We start from the raw sequence: 17,020 nt of genomic DNA on the forward strand, positions 1-17,020 counted from the left end.
GGTCATTCCCATCTTCTGCGTCACTGCCCGCCCGATATGCGCGCGGGAAGGTCGTTCTGCCGCACAGGCCGTGGCCCGGGAGCGACCCATGGCTGACGCCAGTCGGGCGCAGGAAATGCCTCGGCGAAGTAGAGCGTCTCGCGGTCGACCCGTTCGCCTCTGAAGTGAATGATCTTGACGAAATGGATCGGGTCATTTCCGTCGTAGCTCAGCAGGCCCTCCGCGATCCACAGATCACCGCATCCCCGAATCTCCTGCGGCTGAAATTCCAACTTCGCCGGGTACAGCTCTCGCCACGCCTGCTGGTCGACCCTGCTGTTGAACCATTCGCCGGACTGTGGGAACTCCACGACCACGTCGTCGTGGTAGAGCTCGGATGCTCTTGCTTCGTTGGGGCCACCCGTGAACGTCCATTGCTGGAGCAGCAACTCGCGCACCCTTTCGTAGTCCATGTCGCGCCTCCCCTGCCTGTCCGTCACCGCGCGGATCGTGCTGATCGCGTGGTGATCGGTCGGGTTCGTACACTTCGCGCCATGAACGGCGCGAGCGCCCGGCCACTGACGCGAGTCTTTCACTGCGGTCACCGCGCCACAATCAGTTGTCCACGAGGGCCCGTGAATGCCGTCGCCGAGGACGCTACTGGTTCGCGCTTTGCCAGCCCGAGTCGAGCTGGACGAATTCGGACGCGTAGCACCGACCCTCAACGCCCGAGTCGACCGATGCTCCGCTGTTGACGTAGCGGATGACTTCTTGGGTGGTGTCGATGACGTCAACTGGGTAGCCCCCATCGGTCATGCACTTCGCGTACCGCTCGAATCCCGCCATCGATCTTTATCACCTCAACCCCGGCGCCAAGGCACCTGAAGGCGACGAAGCCAGTCTCCCAGCCGGCGCCTCGTTGAACCCGGCATGGAGTCACCCTACGTGCACGCACCGCGCAAATCGACGATCGGGCAGGGGTGGACAGTCGCGCTCGCGCCGGTGATGCTGAATGCATGACAGACCATCGCTCGGGTACGACTCGATGGCTGGGGGTCATCGGTCGCGTTCTGCTCAGGGTGATCACGGTCTTCTTCGCCGTCTTGAAGCCTGCGGAGCAGATGAACGCTCAGACGACAACGCCGCCCGAGGCTCCCCGGCAGCGACCGCGTCAGTATCGCCCGTAGCAGGATCCGCAGGCGCACTCCGGCGGGCGGTCTAAGACCCGCCATCGCGCATTGAGAACGGCCCCGACATCCAGTCCCACCTGCCACGAGCGGGCGAGACTGTCGGTCACGCGAGCGATCTCGGCAACCCGAGCCGCGCCGCGACCGAGGTGTCGAAGTGGGTGATCTCGCAGACCTTTCCGCCTGCGAATCCGACCACGAGCACGCCGACGAGGTGCAGGCCCTCCGCGACGGGGTCCCGCACGTACTCGCCCCATGCCGGCTGACGGTTCGCATCGGTCGGCACCATCCGTTCGATGGCGTGTCGACGCGGCGTGACGGCGCTGAGGACCGATCCGGCCGCCTCGATACCGTGGTATTCGAACGGGAGCGGCGGCATCCGCACCCAGACGTCGTCGGTCATCAGGGCGACGAGATCGTCGACGCTGCCTGATGTGAAGGCGGTCACGAACCTCTCGAGCAGCTCCGGGTCCGGATCGATCGGGTCGGTCGGAGTAGGCGCGTCCGCGAGTGCGGCGCGTGCCCGCTTGAGCGAGCCGTTCAGCGAATCGACGGTGACGCCGAGCAGATCGGCCGCTTCCGCCGCGCGATACCCGAGTACGTCCCGCATCAGCAGGGCAGCCCGTTGCGGCGGGGGCAGGAGCTGCAACGCGCGCGTGAACGCCAGCGAGATGGCCTCCCGCGATTCGTACCGGGCCTCGGGACCGGGAGCGTCGTCAGGGATGTCGTCGAGCAGCGCGCCCGGATACGGCTGCAGCCACACGACCTCGCCGCGAGCCGTCGGCGGTGTAGGAGCGTCCGCCGGCTGCGCTACGCGTCGGCCGGCGCGCAGCAGGTTCAGGCATCGGTTCGTCGCGATGCGGTACAGCCAAGTGCGCAGCGACGCGCGGCCCTCGAAGCCGGCCAATCCGAGCCAGGCGCTGAGCAGCGTCTCCTGCACCGCGTCTTCGGCATCCTCGACCGAGCCGAGCATCCGGTAGCAATGCACCTGCAACTCGCCGCGGTGCGGTTCCGTGAGGGCGTCGAACGCTGCGCGGTCGCCCGCCCGCGCGGCCCTGAGCAATCGCTCCGTCATCCCGCCCTCACCTTCCCGATCCACAGGGGTCCGCTTTGGTCTCATTCTTATCGACACCGCGAAGGTGCCGAATTGGCCGCACGGGACACGTTCGCCGGGTCGCGACCAATTCGTGACGCCGTATGCGTCTACACCTTCGAATCCATCAGCGAAGGAGACTCACCATGGCAACCGAGAACGTTCTTGAAGGGCGCACGGTCCTCATCACAGGTGCACGCCGCGGGCTTGGCCGTGCGCTCGTGGAAGAGGCGCTGCATCGTGGAGCATCGCGCGTGTACGCCGCCACGCGCACCCCGTTCGATCATCCCGACGCGCGCGTGATACGGCTGATCCTGGATGTCGCCGACCGCTCCTCGATCGAACGGTCGGGCGCGCAGGTGCCGGAACTGGACATCCTCATCAACAACGCCGCGGTCGGCCGGTACGACGATCTCACCGATCTCGGCGTGCTCGAGGACCACTTGCAGGCGAACGTGCTCGGCCCGCTCACACTGACGAACGCGCTCCTGCAGGCGCTCTCCGCCCGCCGTGGAGCAGTCGTGAACCTCGGATCCCTCTCGGCGTTCGCGAACCTGCCGGTCATGCCCTCGTACTCGATCTCGAAGGCGGCGCTGCTTTCTCTGTCGCAGGCACAGCGCGCACTGCTGGCGCAGCGCGGCATCCGGGTGCATGCCGTGCTCGCCGGCCCGATGGACACCGACATGACGCGCGAGCTCGCGATCCCGAAGACCGCGCCGTCGCTCGTGGCGACCGCCGTCTTCGACGGGGTTCAGCGTGGCGACGAGGAGATCTTCCCCGACCCGGTCTCGGTGCAGTTCGAGGCATCCTGGAACAGCGGACCGCTCAAAGCATTCGAGCGTGCCAACGCCACCCTCCTCCCGGCTGCGGACTACGCCACACCGAGGGGCTGACGCCGCTGCTTCGAGCGAGCGGGGATGGGCTCTGAAGGTCGTCAGCGCGCGTAGCCCGACGCGCTCGCAGTAACCGTCGCGAGATCAGCGCCGACGCTTCCAGCGCCGCCCGCGAGACTTCCCTCGTTCGATGTCGTCCAGCCGCTGGCGCTCGCGTGCCTCCGCGGCGCGCCTAGCCCGCCGTTCAGCCCATGACCGCGCTGTCTGATCGACGTCTCGGGGCATCGTCACAAGCGGCGGGCCTGCGGTGAGTTCGTAGCGAGCGCGGACAACCCGAACGTTGAACTCCTCGATCTCGCGGCGCACATCCCTCTCGCTCGACAGCCGGTCCAATCGTGCGTCCAGCGTCGCGTCCTCATTCCGCAGCTGGATAGAGGGTGGCAGCATCGTGAAGCCCTCCCGCTTCATGAGCCTCTTCAGCCACCAGTCCGGGTCGTGGCTGTCCGACAGGTCGAGCGGCTTCCCGCTGCCGGGTAGATCGTCGAAATCGCCGCGGTCGATCGCGCGACGAATCTGGAGGTCGGCGAGCAATGCGATCGCGACCTCGGCGTCGATAGAAACGGCGTACGGATTGAAGAATGCGGCGGGGCGGTCATGATCCGTCATCGTGCCTCCCGGTTTACAAGTCAGCTGTATTATCTCACCGTATCCGGAGGTGGACAGATGCCGAAACAGGTGGACCACGACCAGCGACGACAAGCGATCGCCGAAGCCTTATGGCAGGTCGTCGACCAGCAGGGCTGGAGCCGGGCAACCATGCGGGAGGTCGCTCGTGAAGCCGAGGTCTCGCTCGGGCAACTGCAGCACTACTTCTCGTCGCGCCAGGAGATGCTGACCTTCGCGCTGGACCGCGCGGCGGAGCAGACGTCCGGTCGTGTCGAGCGCGCCATTGCCGCGCATTCGCAACCTCCGCACCCCCGGGAAGCTCTGCAGATCGTGCTCACAGAGATGCTCCCGCTTCATGCTGATTCCCGCCCGACGAGCCGCCTGCAAGTCGCCTTCGTGTTAGAGGCTCTGCACGATCCGCAACTGCGCAGCCAGGCCCGTGCCGGGTTGCAGGCCGGACGCGAGCGGGTTGCGCAGATCATCCGGAGCGCCATAGCCGACGGCTCGATCCCCGCGGACCGCGACGTGGCGGTGGAGACCGACCTCCTGCTCGCCGTGACCGGCCTCGCACCACTCCTCGACCTCGGCGTGATCACGCCGGACGCGGCGCGCACAGCCATCCGGGTGCATCTCGAACGGCTCTTCTCCGCCGGGTGATCGCCGTCAGTCCTAGGGCGTGCCGCGCAGATCGATGTCACCTCTGGCGTCCGGCGAGCGTCGGCGACCGTGACGAGCGCTGCCTCGTATCACGAGGTGGGCGAGTGGCCTCTTCCACTTCGGCCGGCGAGAGCTGACCGACCGGGACAAGAAGCTGCCTGACGGGGCCGCCATTCGGGGTGGCTCATGGCGGCGATTTCAGGAGGTCATCATGGCAAACTACGTCGAAATCACTCTCCTGCGGGTGGTCTGCAACGAGATGGAGTCCTCGTCCGCGGAGCACGATGTCTTCGCGCTGACAGGAGCGGTCGTCGTCGACGGCACGACGCATCCGTTCGCCCACCCAGCGATCCCCCTCAAGACCGGGTGGACCTTCACCTATCACATGCCGCTATTCGCCGGGTGGGTCGATCAACCCACCGTGGGAATCGGCGCGCTCGGGCTCGATCTCGACAACAGCGACTGGTGGGTGAAGAACGAGGAAGACATCCGCAAAGTGACAGGCGCCGTTGCGAAGGCCGCGTCGTACCTGCCCGTTCCCTACATCGATTCGGTCATCAACGGCATACCGGAAGTCGTCGACTTCTTCACCGGCCTCGACGACGACGACGAAGTGTTCCGTTGGGCCCAAGACATACCGCTCGAGCCGCTGGGCCCGGGACAGAAGCACACCAAGGTCCTCGCACCCCGAGTCTCAGGTCGGACGTCCGCAATCGTCACCATCTCGGACTGGGACTACTCGGTCGAGTTCGCCGTCACCTGGCAAGCGCCTTACCCATCGTTCGGCCCGACCACGCCGGTCACATGGACCACCCGGCCCGACACCGACACGATGCCGGCGGCGTGGCTCGGGGGCTGGAAATCCCAGTCGGCCGGAATCGAATGCTGGATCACCCGCAGCAAAAACTCCATGTGGACCTTGGACATCCACACCAAGGAACGGCTCCCGGATGGGCAGGTGCGCGAGTTCGACACCCTGGGCGCATCGATCGCCGGGCTCAACGCGGAGGTGCTGCTGACGTCCGCGCTGACCGGAGACCACCTCTCGCTCATGAATGCTGCCCCCGCCGTTCTGGGGGTGAGCACTCGAACGGATGCCGGACTTCTTGTGGAGCGCTTCGAGCCCGCCGTTCACGCCCTCCAGCCCGAAGAGGTCGTCGGCGACGTCTGGCGCGGGCCCATCAGCGTCCTCCTGCCCGTCGCGGGCGACCGAGTGCAACTGGCCAACGGATGCGTGCTCGAAATGCGACGTACCTTCGCCGACGGCGTGGAGACCGGCGGCCGACTCCTCCGATACGCCGGACCTGCCAGCGTCGCCGACATCCTGCACAATCCGTCCATCGACGTGGAACTCGAACGCCCCACCCACATCGGATGAGCCGAAACTCTGCGACACCGACGAACTGTGCGCGAGCAGATCGACCGCGGCGGCGCGGGGGCACGCGCTACCCTTACGCGTGAATCGCTCGTGCCGCGTTCCCCGCAACGAAGGTCAGTCGTGAACCTCACCACCTTGCTCGCCTTTGCCCTCGCCGCCGCTGTCGCCATCGCGATTCCTGGACCGACCGTCCTTCTGGCGCTCGCGAACGGCGCACGTTACGGCGTGCGACGAGCGACATTCGGGATGCTGGGAGCCGTGGCGTCCGATGTGGTCCTCGTCGTCGCGGTCGGGGTGGGACTTGGCGCGCTGCTCGCAGCGAGCGAGATCGCGTTCTCCATCGTGAAGTGGGTGGGGGTCGCGTACCTGATCTTCCTCGGCGTCCGCATGCTGATGGCGCGAGGCAGCCTGCTCCATGCCGACCCGGCTGCCGATCCCCACGGCACGCGGAGAGCGCTCTTCCTCAAGAGCTTCCTCGTCGCGGTGACCAACCCGAAGGGTTACCTCTTCGTGGGCGCGCTTCTGCCTCAGTTCATCGTCGCGGGGCACCCGCCGCTGGCCCAGTTCATCGTGATCGGGCTGATCTTCTGCAGCCTCGATTTCGTCATCATGCTGGCGTACGCGCTCCTCGGCTCGCAGGCGATCCGCCTCCTCAAGCAGCGCGGTGCCGTCTGGATCGAACGCACGTGCGGAGCAGTCCTCCTCGGGCTCGCGGCCTGGCTCGCCGCATCCCGACGCGCACCGGCTTAGCCGACGGCGCGCGCCGGGAAGCTGAACAGTGGCCGTCGGATCGAACAGCTGACCACCGCGGATCGCTCCGGGGTGCCATGATCAAGCCATGGCCACCCTCGTGAACGCCGACAACTTCGCCCTCGCCGAGACCCATCGGATGATGCACGATCTGCAGGCGAACGCCGGCAGCGTCAACCGGTTCGTCCACAACCGCGAACCCGCGGCGATCGACAATCAGACCGTGATCCGCCTGAACCGTGACACGCTCTACAGCTTCGCCGTCGTCGATATCAGCGCCGGAGCGACCCTCACTCTCCCCGAGCACGGCGAGCGGTACCTCTCGGCCATGGTGGTCAACGAACTTCACTACGTCGATGCGGTCTTCCACGACGCGGGCACGTACGAGCTGACGCGCGAGCAGTTCGGCTCGCCGTATGTCGTGCTCGCCGTACGGATCCTGGTCGATCCAAGCGATCCGGCCGACGTCGCCGCAGTCGGGGCGCTGCAGGACCAGATCGGGCTCGAGGCCGGCTCACCCCAGCCGTTCGAAATGCCCGAGTATGACACCGCGACCTTCGACGAGACACGTAACGCACTCCTCGCCCTGGCACGCAACCTCACCGGATTCGACCGCATGTTCGGTGCGAAGGAAGAGGTCGATCCGGTGCGCCATCTCATCGGCACCGCGGCGGGCTGGGGCGGACTTCCCTCCGCCGAGGCGAGCTACATCGGTGTCGACCCTCGTCTGCCCCTCGGCCAGTACGAGCTGACGGTCGGCGAGGTCCCGGTGGACGGGTTCTGGTCGATCTCGGTCTACAACGCCGCGGGCTACTTCGAGCCGAACGAACGCGGCGCGTACACGATCAACAACATCACCGGCGCTCGCAACGACGACGGCACCATCACCGTCCGCTTCGGCGACTACCCCGCGGACGTTCCCAACGCTCTGCCGATCACCGAGGGCTGGAACTATCTCGTGCGGCTCTACCGCCCGCGCCCCGAGATCCTCGACGGCAGCTGGACCTTTCCCAGGCTCAACCCGTAGGCGCTCCTCCGGCGGGCGCCGTCACTCGGCTGCGACGATCCCCGCCCGATACGCCAGCACCGCCGCCTCGACGCGATTGCGCACGCCGAGCTTCACAAGGATGGCGCTGACGTAGCCCTTCACCGTGCCTTCGACGAGGTGCAGCTGCGTGCCGATCTCGGCGTTCGAGGCGCCGGCGCCGAGCAGTGCGAGCACCTCGCGCTCGCGCTCGGTCAGGCCGTCGATCGCCTCTCGAGCCTCGGCGGTTCGTGTGCGGTCGCCCGCGCGGTACGGTGCGATCACACGGCGCGCGATGTCGGGGGAGAGGTACGCGCCACCCTCCGACACGGCCCGTACACCCGCGATCAGCTCGCGCGGATCGGCCGCCTTCAGCAAGAAGCCGAGTGCCCCACCGCCGAGCGCGCGCTCGATGTAGTCGTCCTCTCCGAACGTCGTCAGCATCACGACGCGCGTGCCTGGCACGGTAGCCGCGATCTCGGCGGCTGCGCTCAGGCCGTCGAGCACCGGCATCCGGATGTCCAGCACGGCCACGTCGGGGCGGTGGCGCTGCGTGCCGTCGATCGCCTCGCGGCCGTTCGCCGCCTCGAACACGACCTCGATCTCGCTATCCGACTCGAGGATCGCCCGCACGCCCGCCCGCATCATGGCCTCGTCGTCGGCGATGAGCACGCGGATCACGCTTCTCCCAGCAGGGTTTTCTCGACGAGCACACCCTCATCGAAGCACAGCCGGTACGTCGCATCGGTGAAATGCAGCCAGCCGTCCCGCGCGGCGAAGTACTCGCACTCGGATCCGTCGGGCCTCGGCGGTTCGAAGACGATCGGCACCGGACCCGGGGTGCCCGCGGGCAGAAGGGGTGCGAGCTCGGCCCGCGTCGTGCCCAGCTCGATGCTCTCGTACACCTCGGACGTGAGCGCGGTCTGCGCGAACGTGACCGCCTGCACGACCACGAATCCGACGAGCGTGAGCCCGAGGATCACCGCCGGGACGATCGTCGCCTGCCAGACGCGGCGGCGGGCTGCCCGTGCGTTGGAGCGCAGCGCCGGATCCTCGGCGCTCAGCGGAGTCCGGGCGAGCGTCTCGGGGCGCATCGGCGCCCGCAGCCGCAGCTCGAAGCCGCCCTCCCGCTGCGGACCCGCGTCGATCGATCCGCCGAGCAGCTCGGCACGACGACGAAGGCTCGGGATGCCGTGGCCGCTGCCCTGCGCACCGGCCTCGGTCGATGCGGCCGAACTGATCGACACCGTCACGTCGCCGGCTTCGCCCCGCGCCACGCCGATCACGACGGGCGCACCGGGGGCGTGCCGTGCCGCATTCGTGAGCCCCTCGCGGACGGTCCGCACGGCCAGCTCCGCGATGAGCGGATCCGCGGCCGATACGACCGCATGATCGATCCGCGCCTCGACGCTCATGCCGGCGTCCCGCGCACCGGCGACGAGTGCGTCGATGCCCTCGCCGCCGAGGGGATCGAGCCGGCTCGGTCCGTCCTCGGGCCGTGTCATCCGCACCACGTCGCGCAGGCGGCCGCTCGCCCGGACCGCGGCCTCTCGCAACTCGCGGAACCGCTCGCGCTGCTCCGGGCTGAGGTCCCGCCCGAGCTCGAGGGCACCCGCCTGCACCGCGATCAAGGCCAGCTCGTGGCCGATCGTGTCGTGGAGGTCGTCGGCGATGCGTGCGCGCTCCTCGGACTGCGCGCGATCGGCCAGGATCGCGGCATCCGATTCCCGCTGCTCGTCGCGCAGCATCCGGTACCTGCCGAACCACCACGGAGCGACGACGGTGAGCAGCGCGATGAGCACGCTCGCCATCCAGTCGCCGAGCGGTGCGCTGCCGGGTATCAGGTACGAGACCGGGAGCGAGACGGCCAGCACGACGGAGAAGGTGATCACGGCCGGGACGAGGCCCACCATGTGACGGCCGGCCAGATAGCCGGCGACCGCCGCCGGGATCAGGGCGAGCACCAGCGCCGAGTCTCCCCACCGTGCCAGCGGAAGCGCGATGGACGTCGCGAGGAGCAGAAGCACGACGCCGAGCGGCGTGGACCACGGCCCTCGTCGGGCGCGACCGGCACGGAGCATTCCCCCATCGTAGGAAGGCAGGCGTCATCCGCAGGACTGACGAAAGTAAGGTGCAGTCCATCCTTCGGTCTGATGTGCCGGCAGGTGTCCCGCTCGTAGCGTCGCAGGCATGGACCTCCTCGCGATGCTGACGACCCTCGTGACCGACCTCGCGGCCTCGCCGTGGGTGTACCTGGTCGTGCTCGCGGTGTGCGTGATCGACGGGTTCTTCCCGCCGATCCCGAGCGAGACGGTCGTGGTCGGCGCCGCCACCGTCTCGGTGGTCACCGGCCAGCCGAACCTGCTGCTGCTCATCGGCGTCGCCGCCGTCGGCGCGATCATCGGCGACAACATCGCGTACCAGCTCGGCCGGGTCCTGGGCACGGACCGCTGGCGGTGGATGCGGACGAAGCGCGTCACGACCGCGGTCGACTGGGCCCGCCGTGGCCTCGATCGCCGCGGTGCGCTCCTCATCTTCACCGCGCGCTACATCCCGGTGGGCCGCATCGCCGTGAACATGACGGCCGGCGCGACGGGCTACCCGCTTCGCCGCTTCCTGCCGCTGTCGATCGCGGCGGGCATCACGTGGGCCGCGTACTCGGCGATCTTCGGCATCGTCGCGGGGCAGTGGCTGCACGACCAGCCGCTGCTGGCCATCGTGCTCGCGATCGTGGTCGCGGCCGTGATCGGAGCGGTAGTGGATGCCGTCATCCGGCGCATCCTCAAGCGTTCGACGGAATCGCCGGCCGCTGAGCCGGAACTCGAGCCCGTGCGCCAAGAAGACCAGCGCGTCGCCCTGGCCGCGGCGCCCTGCGACTAGCTCGCATCGCGGAGCTTCGGTCCGACGCCGGCGGGGATCTCCCCGTGCAGGTGCGGGGCGTACACGAGCTTCTGCGTACGACCGTCCAGCACGGTGGATTCGATGAGTTCCAGGTCGAACTCCGCGCCGCCGTGGAGCAGCGCGGAGCCGCCCGCACGACCTCCGACGACGGGGAAGATCATGACCTCGAGCCGGTCGACGAGTCCCGCCGCCAGGAGCGCGCGATTCAGCGAGATGCTGCCGTGCGAGCGCATGGGCACGTCGGTGGTGCGCTTCAGCCGCTCGATCGCGGTCACCGCGTCTTCCCGCAGAACCGTGGAGTTCTGCCATCCGAGCGGTTCTTCGAGCGTCCGTGAGAAGACGATCTTCGGCAGCTCGTTGAGGCTGTCGTAGTACGGCTCGTCGTACTCCTTGACGAAGCTCCGGAACTCACGGAACGTCGTCGCCCCGAACACGAGAACCTGCTCCTGCGCGAAGGTGCGCACGCGGTCCTCTCTGAGCTCGGGACCCTCCTTGCCCCAATAGCCCGGCCAGCCTTCGGCCATGCCGTAGCCGTCGAGGGTCGAGAAGAAGTCGACGGTGAACGTGGTGCTCATGGTTCTGCTCCCTTGTCGTGCTGGTTCGGTCGTCCTGCTTTTACTACTGCTACGAACGGATCCGCCGGGATCCGACAGCGTCGACCGCATTCGTCCGATTCGACGGGGAACGGATGCTGTCACCCAGTGTCCGCCCGGGCCGCCGTGGCTGACAGAATGTGGCCATGGCCAACCTCGCCCTTGACGCCCTCCTTCGCCGCATCTCCGACAGCGGGCTGCTCGACGACCCGGTCGCGGAGGACGACGTCGTCTACGGGCGCGCGCGGCTCGACGGAGCCGGCGCGGACGTCATGGTGAACGTCGACCCCGAACTCGAAGAGGTGGACGAGCCGGACTCCGAGATCCTGCTCGCCGCCGTCGCGCGCATCCTCGGGATGAGCGAAGCGCAGTGGACGAAGATCGTCGAGGCGGTCGCGACCGAGATCGAGGAGGCGGTCGCTGACAGCGGCCCGATCGAGGAGCAGACCGATCTCCGCGCCGACATCGACCCGAAGTCCGTCGTCGTGTTCGCCGACGCAGTGATGCTGTCGCTGGCTGCGCCCCGGCAGTTCCCCGACTCGCGGATCCTCGTGCAGCTCGACGAGGACTTCGAGATCGAGGACGTCCAGGTGATCGACGACGAAGGCAGCGAGACGATCGAGTTCGACTCGCTCGACGACCTCCTCGATCACATCAGCGGCCCAGGCGAGCGCTGACGACGCGCCCCGTTGCCACGCATTTGACCCTCACGCGGCGTGAGGGCCGAACATCGCAGGCATGAGTGATTTCTTCGACGCGGTCAGGATCGACCCTGCGGACGGTGGTGAGAATGGTGTCCATGGTTGATCTCGGCACCGGTGACGGTCTCGCGGTGGGCGCGACGGCCGAACTTCTCGGAGTGACGGTGCGAACCCTGCACCACTGGGATGAGATCGGCCTGGCATCGCCCTCCGAGCGGACGCCGGCCGGTTATCGGCAGTACACCGACTCAGACCTCGAGCGCCTGGATCGGATCGTCGCCTACCGCCGATCCGGCCTCGGGCTGGAAGCCGTGCGCGAGGTGCTGGATGACACGACCGTCGACGTCAGCGCCCGGTTGCGTGAGCAGCGGGCTCAGCTCGCCGAGCGCATCGAGGAGCTGCAGGAGCTGGACAGGCGCCTTGAGCGGATGACCGAGGCTCACGAACGCGGCATCCTCCTGACCGATCAGGAACAGACAGAGACGTTCGGCGACGACTGGGATCCGCAGCGCTCGGCCGCCGCACGCGATGTGTGGGGAGGCACTACCCAATGGGCGCAGTTCGCGGAACGCTCCGCTTCTCGCACGCGCGAGCAATGGCAGGAGCTCTCGTCGGCGATGTCGTCGCTCCAGCGCGATCTCGGTGATGCCCTCGGCCGTGGTGTCCTACCCGGCAGCGCAGAGGCGAACGCGCTCGTCGAACGCCATCGCGAGATCTTCTCGAACTTCTTCCCGTTGACGCGCCAGATGCAGGTCTGCCTGGGCCGGATGTTCGAATCCGACCCGGGCTTCGCCGCACACTACAACGGCATCCGCGCCGGCGTGGCCCCGTGGTTCCGGCAGATCATCGACGAATCCGCTCGCGCGCACGGGATCGACCCCGACACCGCCACGTGGCGGTGAGGGGACTCAGCCTCCGGGCGTGAGCACGAGCGTGTCGACGGTCGCGGCGTCGACCGCATCGGGCGTGAAGGCCCATGGGGCCAGCTCCGCTCGCTGCCACGCCTCGGTCTGGTCGATGTAGTTCGGGTGGAAGGTGTGGCCGCTCGCACCCGTCAGGTGGTTCCAGCCCGAGGCGTCGAAGTCCGCGAGGTCGACCACCATGCGCATCGACGGAACCGTCACCGTCGCGAAGTCGGAGCCGAGTGACCAGCCGGTGGCATTGACCACCGAAGAGCCGCCGCCGACCGCGAAGGGTCCGCGATTGAAGAGCCACTCGATGGGGGCGATGCCCGACGTGCCGAAGGTGTCGTTCACGAGCGGCAGCGCGTGCAGCGAGCCCCAGTTCCAGCGCGACGGGTTGTCGCCCTGGATCGCCGTGAGCCGCTCGCGCGCGTCGATCGCCGAGCGCTTCAGCATGTCTGTCATGCCCGCGACGCCGAGCGCCTGGTTCGTCCACCACGGCGACTCGGGGTCGTCGAGCAGGGTGTCGACGACGAGGAACATGCGGCCCTGGTCGCCGAGCGGCACCGGGTTCTCACGCTCCTCCACGAACACGTTGCGAGCCAGGGTGTCCCACAGCACGTTGGCGTACGCGGCGGCCGGTGAGTCGGCGGCGTTCTGACCGTCCCACTCACGCAGCAGATCGAGCGCGGCATCCGTCTCGTCATCTCCGGTCGTGACGTCCAGGTAGGCGGCCGTCAGCCGCACCCCGATGAAGGAGTGGTTGTCGGCCTGCACGGCGAGGAGGTCTTCGGCGGTAAGAGGGCCGTTGGCGATGCGGCGCTGCAGCATCTCGGTGATGCGCGCGGCACGCCACCCGTAGTCCCAGTCGCGAGTGAGGAAGTGCGGGTAGTCGTCGCCGACGATCGCGTTGTTCGCCGTGACGATGTAGCCGTCTTCCGGGTTGTACACGACGGGCAGCTCCTCGAACGGGATGAAGCCCTGCCATGCGTAGGTCGAGTCCCAGCCCGGCTGCGGCATCGACCCGTCGCCGGCACCGCGGATCGGCAGCTTGCCGGGCGTCTGGTACCCGATGTTCCCCTCGACATCGGCGTAGACGAGGTTCTGCGCTGGCACGTCGAACTGCGCCGCCGCGCCGCGGAAGTCGTCGAAGTCGCGGGCGGTGTTCAGCGCGAAGATGGCGGTCGCGGTGGTGCCGGGCTCGAGAGCCGTCCACTTCAGCGACACGGCGTACTCGCCGTCCGGGGCGGCCGTCGGCGCCGTCACCGTGCCGTCGGTGCCGGTGAAGGGCTCGTCAGCGATCGCCGTGAAGTCGTCGGTCAGGCCCGAGACGATGGGGCCGTTGACCGTGGAGCGGATGCTGAGCTCGACGTCTTCGCCGCCGGCGACCTTCAGCGTCTCGGTGCGCTCCTCGAGCGGCACCAGCGCGCCGTCGTACCAGTACGAGTCGCCCTCGATCTTCTCGAGGTACAGGTCGGTCACGTCGGTGGTGAGGTTGGTGAAGCCCCACGCGACGCGGTCGTTGTGGCCGATGATGACGCCCGGCACGCCCGCGAAGCCGAAGCCGGCGACGTCGAACGGGCACTCCTCCGACACGTCGCCGCACTTCAGCTGGATCTGGTGCCACACGCTGGGCAGCGATGCGCCGAGGTGCGGGTCGTTCGCGAGCAGCGGCATCCCCGACTCGGTCAGGTCGCCCGAGACCACCCACGAGTTCGAGCCGATGCCCTCGCCCACGCCTCCGACGAGGGTGCTGACGGCGGCCACGACGTCGCTCACCTCGGTCCACTCGACCGAGGCCGACGGCTCAGACTCGGTCTCGGCCTCTGTCTCGGCATCCGTCGCCTCGCCGTCTTCGGCGATGTCGGGCACGGTGCCGACGGCCGGCACGGTCGAGATCTCGGGCACGATCACCGGATTTCGGTCGAACGGGTACGCCGGGTACAGCTCGTCGATCTCGGCCTGCGTGAAGTCCGGCGCGATGACGGCGCGCTCGGTCTCGTCCTCGATGTTGGAGCGCAGGTCCCAGGCCATCGCCTTCAGCCACGCCACCGAGTCCGCGGGCGTCCAAGGCTCGATCTCGTAGCCGGAGTTCTGCAGGCCCAGCACCGCGTACTCGAACGACGCGTCGGGGCCGTCGTGCTCGGCGAGATAGGCGTTCACACCGTCGGCGTACGCCTCGTAGTAGGCGCGCTCGGTGTCGCCGAGGGCGTCGACCTCCTGCTCGGCGATCTCGCGCCAGCCGAGGGTGCGCAAGAAGCGGTCGGTCTCGAGCTGGGACTCGCCGAAGAGCTCCGAAAGCCGGCCGCTGGTGACGTGCCGGCGGAAGTCCATCTCCCAGAACCGGTCCTGCGCGTGCACGTAGCCCTGCGAGAAGAACAGGTCGTGCTTGGAGTCGGCCGTGATGGTCGGGATGCCGAGGCCGTCGCGCTGCACCGTGACCTGGTCGTCGAGCCCGGCGACGGCGACCTCCCCGCTCAGCTGCGGGAACGACCGCTGCACCGTGTAGACCACGAATCCCACGGCGATCAACGCGAGCACCACGACCCCGGCGAGCACGCTGTACAGCGTGATGCCGATCTTGCGCCCGATCGAACGTCCGCGCGGGGCGTCGTCATCGATGGCGTAAGGCGAGCTGGGCGGCTTCGACATTGAAGGTCTTTCCGGTCGGCGAGGGAGGCACGCGATACCACGCGGCACGAAACCCGGTACCGCGCGTCGGGTCGCTGGGCACCGTTCGGAATCGTAACCCGCCGCGTGCCCTGTGCCGAATCTGCACCGCCGCCAGCACGCAGGTCGGACTATGCGCCGGCTTCGGGTCAGTCGGTGCCGAAATCGAACGCGGATGCCTCGTTCGCGGCATCCGTCGCCTCTGCGAGCTCTTCTTCCTCGGCGCTGAGCTGCTCGGTGCGCTCGGTGATCTCGCCGGCCTCGCCCTGCGACAGGTGGCCGACCAGCTCGCCCGTGGTGCCGCCGATGATGCCGGCCGCGGCATAGTGCTCGAGGCGTACGCGCGAGTCGGCGATGTCGAGGTTGCGCATCGTGAGCTGGCCGATGCGGTCGGTGGGACCGAACGCGGCGTCGCCGACGCGCTCCATCGACAGCTTCTCGGGATGGTACGACAGGCGAGGGCCGGTGGTGTCGAGGATCGTGTAGTCCTCACCGCGGCGCAGGCGCAGCGTCACCGTGCCGGTGACGGTCGAGCCCACCCACTTCTGGATCGACTCGCGCAGCATGAGCGACTGCGGCTCGAGCCAGCGGCCCTCGTACATCAGGCGGCCCAGGCGCCGGCCCTGCTCGTGGTAGGTCGCGAGGGTGTCTTCGTTCAGGATGCCGTTGACCAGGCGCTCGTACGCGATGAACAGCAGCGCCATTCCGGGCGCCTCGTAGATGCCGCGGGACTTCGCCTCGATGATGCGGTTCTCGATCTGGTCGCTCATGCCCAGGCCGTGGCGGCCGCCGATGCGGTTGGCCTCCAGGACGAGCTCGACCGCGTCCGAGTACTCGACGCCGTTGAGCGCGACCGGGCGGCCGGCGTCGAACGTGACGGTGACGTCCTCGGTCTCGATCCCGACGGCCGGGTCCCAGAACCGCACGCCCATGATGGGCTCGACGGTCTCGAGCGACACGTCGAGGTGCTCGAGGGTCTTGGCCTCGTGGGTGGCGCCCCAGATGTTGGCGTCGGTGGAGTACGCCTTCTCTGCGGAGTCGCGGTACGGAAAGCCGTGCTCGACGAGCCACTCGCTCATCTCTTTGCGGCCCCCGAGCTCGGTGACGAAGTCGGCGTCGAGCCACGGCTTGTAGATGCGCAGCGCGGGGTTGGCCAGCAGGCCGTAACGGTAGAACCGCTCGATGTCGTTGCCCTTGTAGGTCGAGCCGTCGCCCCAGATGTCGACGCCGTCCTCTTTCATGGCACGCACGAGCAGCGTTCCGGTGACGGCGCGGCCGATGGGCGTCGTGTTGAAGTAGGTGCGGCCGCCGGAGCGGATGTGGAACGCGCCGCACGCCAGGGCGCCGAAGCCTTCTTCGACGAGCGCCGGCTTGCAGTCCACCAGGCGCGAGAGCTCGGCGCCGTACGTGAGCGCGCGGTCGGGAATCGACGCGATGTCGTCCTCGTCGGGCTGCCCGAGGTCGCCGGTGTACGTGCACGGGACGGCGCCCTTGTCGCGCATCCAGGCGACGGCGACGGAGGTGTCCAGACCTCCCGAGAAGGCGATGCCGACGCGCTCGCCGACGGGCAGGGACTGGAGGACCTTTGACATGGCAACCAGTTTAGTGAGGGGCATCCGGATGCCGCGGCCAGGCGGCCGCGCGAGCCCCACGCGTTCACTTCGTTCACTTCCCTCTCACCCGGCA

Annotated in this window: 16 protein-coding genes; 8 read left to right on the plus strand and 8 right to left on the minus strand. The window is 68.1% G+C overall.

Features of this window, described 5'->3' with window-relative positions:
- Positions 1–20: 20 nt before the first annotated feature.
- Together HF576_RS13745 and HF576_RS13750 are read right to left on the minus strand one after the other, a co-directional pair.
- Positions 21–584, minus strand: coding sequence for a hypothetical protein (locus tag HF576_RS13745; protein ID WP_168913365.1), 564 nt, complete (start codon positions 582–584; stop codon positions 21–23).
- A gap of 688 nt (positions 585–1,272) precedes the next feature.
- Entirely contained in the window at positions 1,273–2,241 is a 969-nt protein-coding gene (locus tag HF576_RS13750) for an RNA polymerase subunit sigma-70 (RefSeq protein WP_168913366.1), read from the minus strand.
- Positions 2,242–2,405: 164 nt separating this feature from the next.
- On the opposite strand from HF576_RS13750, the gene HF576_RS13755 reads away from it, so the two are divergent.
- The gene (locus tag HF576_RS13755; protein ID WP_168913367.1) at positions 2,406–3,152 is read left to right on the plus strand and encodes an SDR family NAD(P)-dependent oxidoreductase; all 747 of its coding nucleotides are present in this window, start codon (positions 2,406–2,408) and stop codon (positions 3,150–3,152) included.
- Between the two features lie 84 nt (positions 3,153–3,236).
- On the opposite strand, the gene HF576_RS13760 is transcribed toward HF576_RS13755, so the two are convergent.
- A complete protein-coding gene (locus tag HF576_RS13760; protein WP_240948910.1) occupies positions 3,237–3,851 on the minus strand; it encodes a DnaJ family domain-containing protein in 615 nt (204 codons plus the stop codon).
- On the opposite strand from HF576_RS13760, the gene HF576_RS13765 reads away from it, so the two are divergent.
- From HF576_RS13765 to HF576_RS13780, 4 genes are all read left to right on the plus strand, one after another.
- A complete protein-coding gene (locus tag HF576_RS13765; RefSeq protein ID WP_168913368.1) occupies positions 3,816–4,415 on the plus strand; it encodes a TetR/AcrR family transcriptional regulator in 600 nt (199 codons plus the stop codon). The genes HF576_RS13760 and HF576_RS13765 overlap by 36 nt on opposite strands.
- A gap of 211 nt (positions 4,416–4,626) precedes the next feature.
- Entirely contained in the window at positions 4,627–5,793 is a 1,167-nt protein-coding gene (locus HF576_RS13770; RefSeq protein ID WP_168913369.1) for a hypothetical protein, read from the plus strand.
- Positions 5,794–5,913: 120 nt separating this feature from the next.
- On the plus strand, positions 5,914–6,543 hold the full coding sequence (locus HF576_RS13775) for a LysE family transporter (protein WP_168913370.1): 630 nt from the start codon (positions 5,914–5,916) through the stop codon (positions 6,541–6,543).
- Between the two features lie 88 nt (positions 6,544–6,631).
- A complete protein-coding gene (locus HF576_RS13780; protein ID WP_168913371.1) occupies positions 6,632–7,570 on the plus strand; it encodes a DUF1214 domain-containing protein in 939 nt (312 codons plus the stop codon).
- A 21-nt stretch (positions 7,571–7,591) separates the two neighbouring features.
- Here HF576_RS13780 and HF576_RS20785 read toward each other — a convergent pair whose 3' ends face one another.
- A complete protein-coding gene (locus HF576_RS20785) occupies positions 7,592–8,248 on the minus strand; it encodes a response regulator (protein WP_168913372.1) in 657 nt (218 codons plus the stop codon).
- A complete protein-coding gene (locus tag HF576_RS13790; protein WP_168913373.1) occupies positions 8,245–9,648 on the minus strand; it encodes a histidine kinase in 1,404 nt (467 codons plus the stop codon). Before HF576_RS13790 ends, HF576_RS20785 begins: the two co-directional genes overlap by 4 nt.
- A 109-nt stretch (positions 9,649–9,757) precedes the next feature.
- On the opposite strand from HF576_RS13790, the gene HF576_RS13795 reads away from it, so the two are divergent.
- Complete coding sequence (locus HF576_RS13795; RefSeq protein WP_168913374.1) at positions 9,758–10,447, plus strand: DedA family protein; 690 nt, start codon at positions 9,758–9,760, stop codon at positions 10,445–10,447.
- On the opposite strand, the gene HF576_RS13800 is transcribed toward HF576_RS13795, so the two are convergent.
- Complete coding sequence (locus HF576_RS13800) at positions 10,444–11,043, minus strand: dihydrofolate reductase family protein (RefSeq protein ID WP_168913375.1); 600 nt, start codon at positions 11,041–11,043, stop codon at positions 10,444–10,446. The genes HF576_RS13795 and HF576_RS13800 overlap by 4 nt on opposite strands.
- 164 nt (positions 11,044–11,207) lie before the next feature.
- Between HF576_RS13800 and HF576_RS13805 the strand changes: the two genes are divergently transcribed.
- A complete protein-coding gene (locus HF576_RS13805; RefSeq protein ID WP_168913376.1) occupies positions 11,208–11,738 on the plus strand; it encodes a cytochrome C5 in 531 nt (176 codons plus the stop codon).
- 122 nt (positions 11,739–11,860) lie between these two features.
- Positions 11,861–12,664: a MerR family transcriptional regulator gene (locus tag HF576_RS13810; RefSeq protein WP_205835246.1), complete on the plus strand. Its 804-nt coding sequence runs from the start codon at positions 11,861–11,863 to the stop codon at positions 12,662–12,664.
- A 6-nt stretch (positions 12,665–12,670) separates the two neighbouring features.
- On the opposite strand, the gene HF576_RS13815 is transcribed toward HF576_RS13810, so the two are convergent.
- Together HF576_RS13815 and argG are read right to left on the minus strand one after the other, a co-directional pair.
- On the minus strand, positions 12,671–15,316 hold the full coding sequence (locus HF576_RS13815; RefSeq protein ID WP_205835247.1) for a penicillin acylase family protein: 2,646 nt from the start codon (positions 15,314–15,316) through the stop codon (positions 12,671–12,673).
- Between the two features lie 167 nt (positions 15,317–15,483).
- A complete protein-coding gene (gene argG / locus HF576_RS13820) occupies positions 15,484–16,926 on the minus strand; it encodes an argininosuccinate synthase (protein WP_168913378.1) in 1,443 nt (480 codons plus the stop codon).
- Between the last annotated feature and the right edge of the window lie 94 nt (positions 16,927–17,020).

The sequence above is a fragment of the Microbacterium salsuginis genome (assembly GCF_012524205.1).
In the GTDB taxonomy this organism is placed as follows: domain Bacteria; phylum Actinomycetota; class Actinomycetes; order Actinomycetales; family Microbacteriaceae; genus Microbacterium; species Microbacterium salsuginis.

Coding starts and splice junctions, on each gene's coding strand:
- HF576_RS13750 (WP_168913366.1), bottom strand. CDS start 2,241: ATGACGGAGCGATTGCTCAGGGCCGCGCGGGCGGGCGACCGCGCAGCG.
- HF576_RS13755 (WP_168913367.1), top strand. CDS start 2,406: ATGGCAACCGAGAACGTTCTTGAAGGGCGCACGGTCCTCATCACAGGT.
- HF576_RS13765 (WP_168913368.1), top strand. CDS start 3,816: ATGCCGAAACAGGTGGACCACGACCAGCGACGACAAGCGATCGCCGAA.
- HF576_RS13770 (WP_168913369.1), top strand. CDS start 4,627: ATGGCAAACTACGTCGAAATCACTCTCCTGCGGGTGGTCTGCAACGAG.
- HF576_RS13780 (WP_168913371.1), top strand. CDS start 6,632: ATGGCCACCCTCGTGAACGCCGACAACTTCGCCCTCGCCGAGACCCAT.
- HF576_RS13790 (WP_168913373.1), bottom strand. CDS start 9,648: ATGCTCCGTGCCGGTCGCGCCCGACGAGGGCCGTGGTCCACGCCGCTC.
- HF576_RS13795 (WP_168913374.1), top strand. CDS start 9,758: ATGGACCTCCTCGCGATGCTGACGACCCTCGTGACCGACCTCGCGGCC.
- HF576_RS13800 (WP_168913375.1), bottom strand. CDS start 11,043: ATGAGCACCACGTTCACCGTCGACTTCTTCTCGACCCTCGACGGCTAC.
- HF576_RS13805 (WP_168913376.1), top strand. CDS start 11,208: ATGGCCAACCTCGCCCTTGACGCCCTCCTTCGCCGCATCTCCGACAGC.
- HF576_RS13810 (WP_205835246.1), top strand. CDS start 11,861: ATGGTTGATCTCGGCACCGGTGACGGTCTCGCGGTGGGCGCGACGGCC.
- HF576_RS13815 (WP_205835247.1), bottom strand. CDS start 15,316: ATGTCGAAGCCGCCCAGCTCGCCTTACGCCATCGATGACGACGCCCCG.
- argG (WP_168913378.1), bottom strand. CDS start 16,926: ATGTCAAAGGTCCTCCAGTCCCTGCCCGTCGGCGAGCGCGTCGGCATC.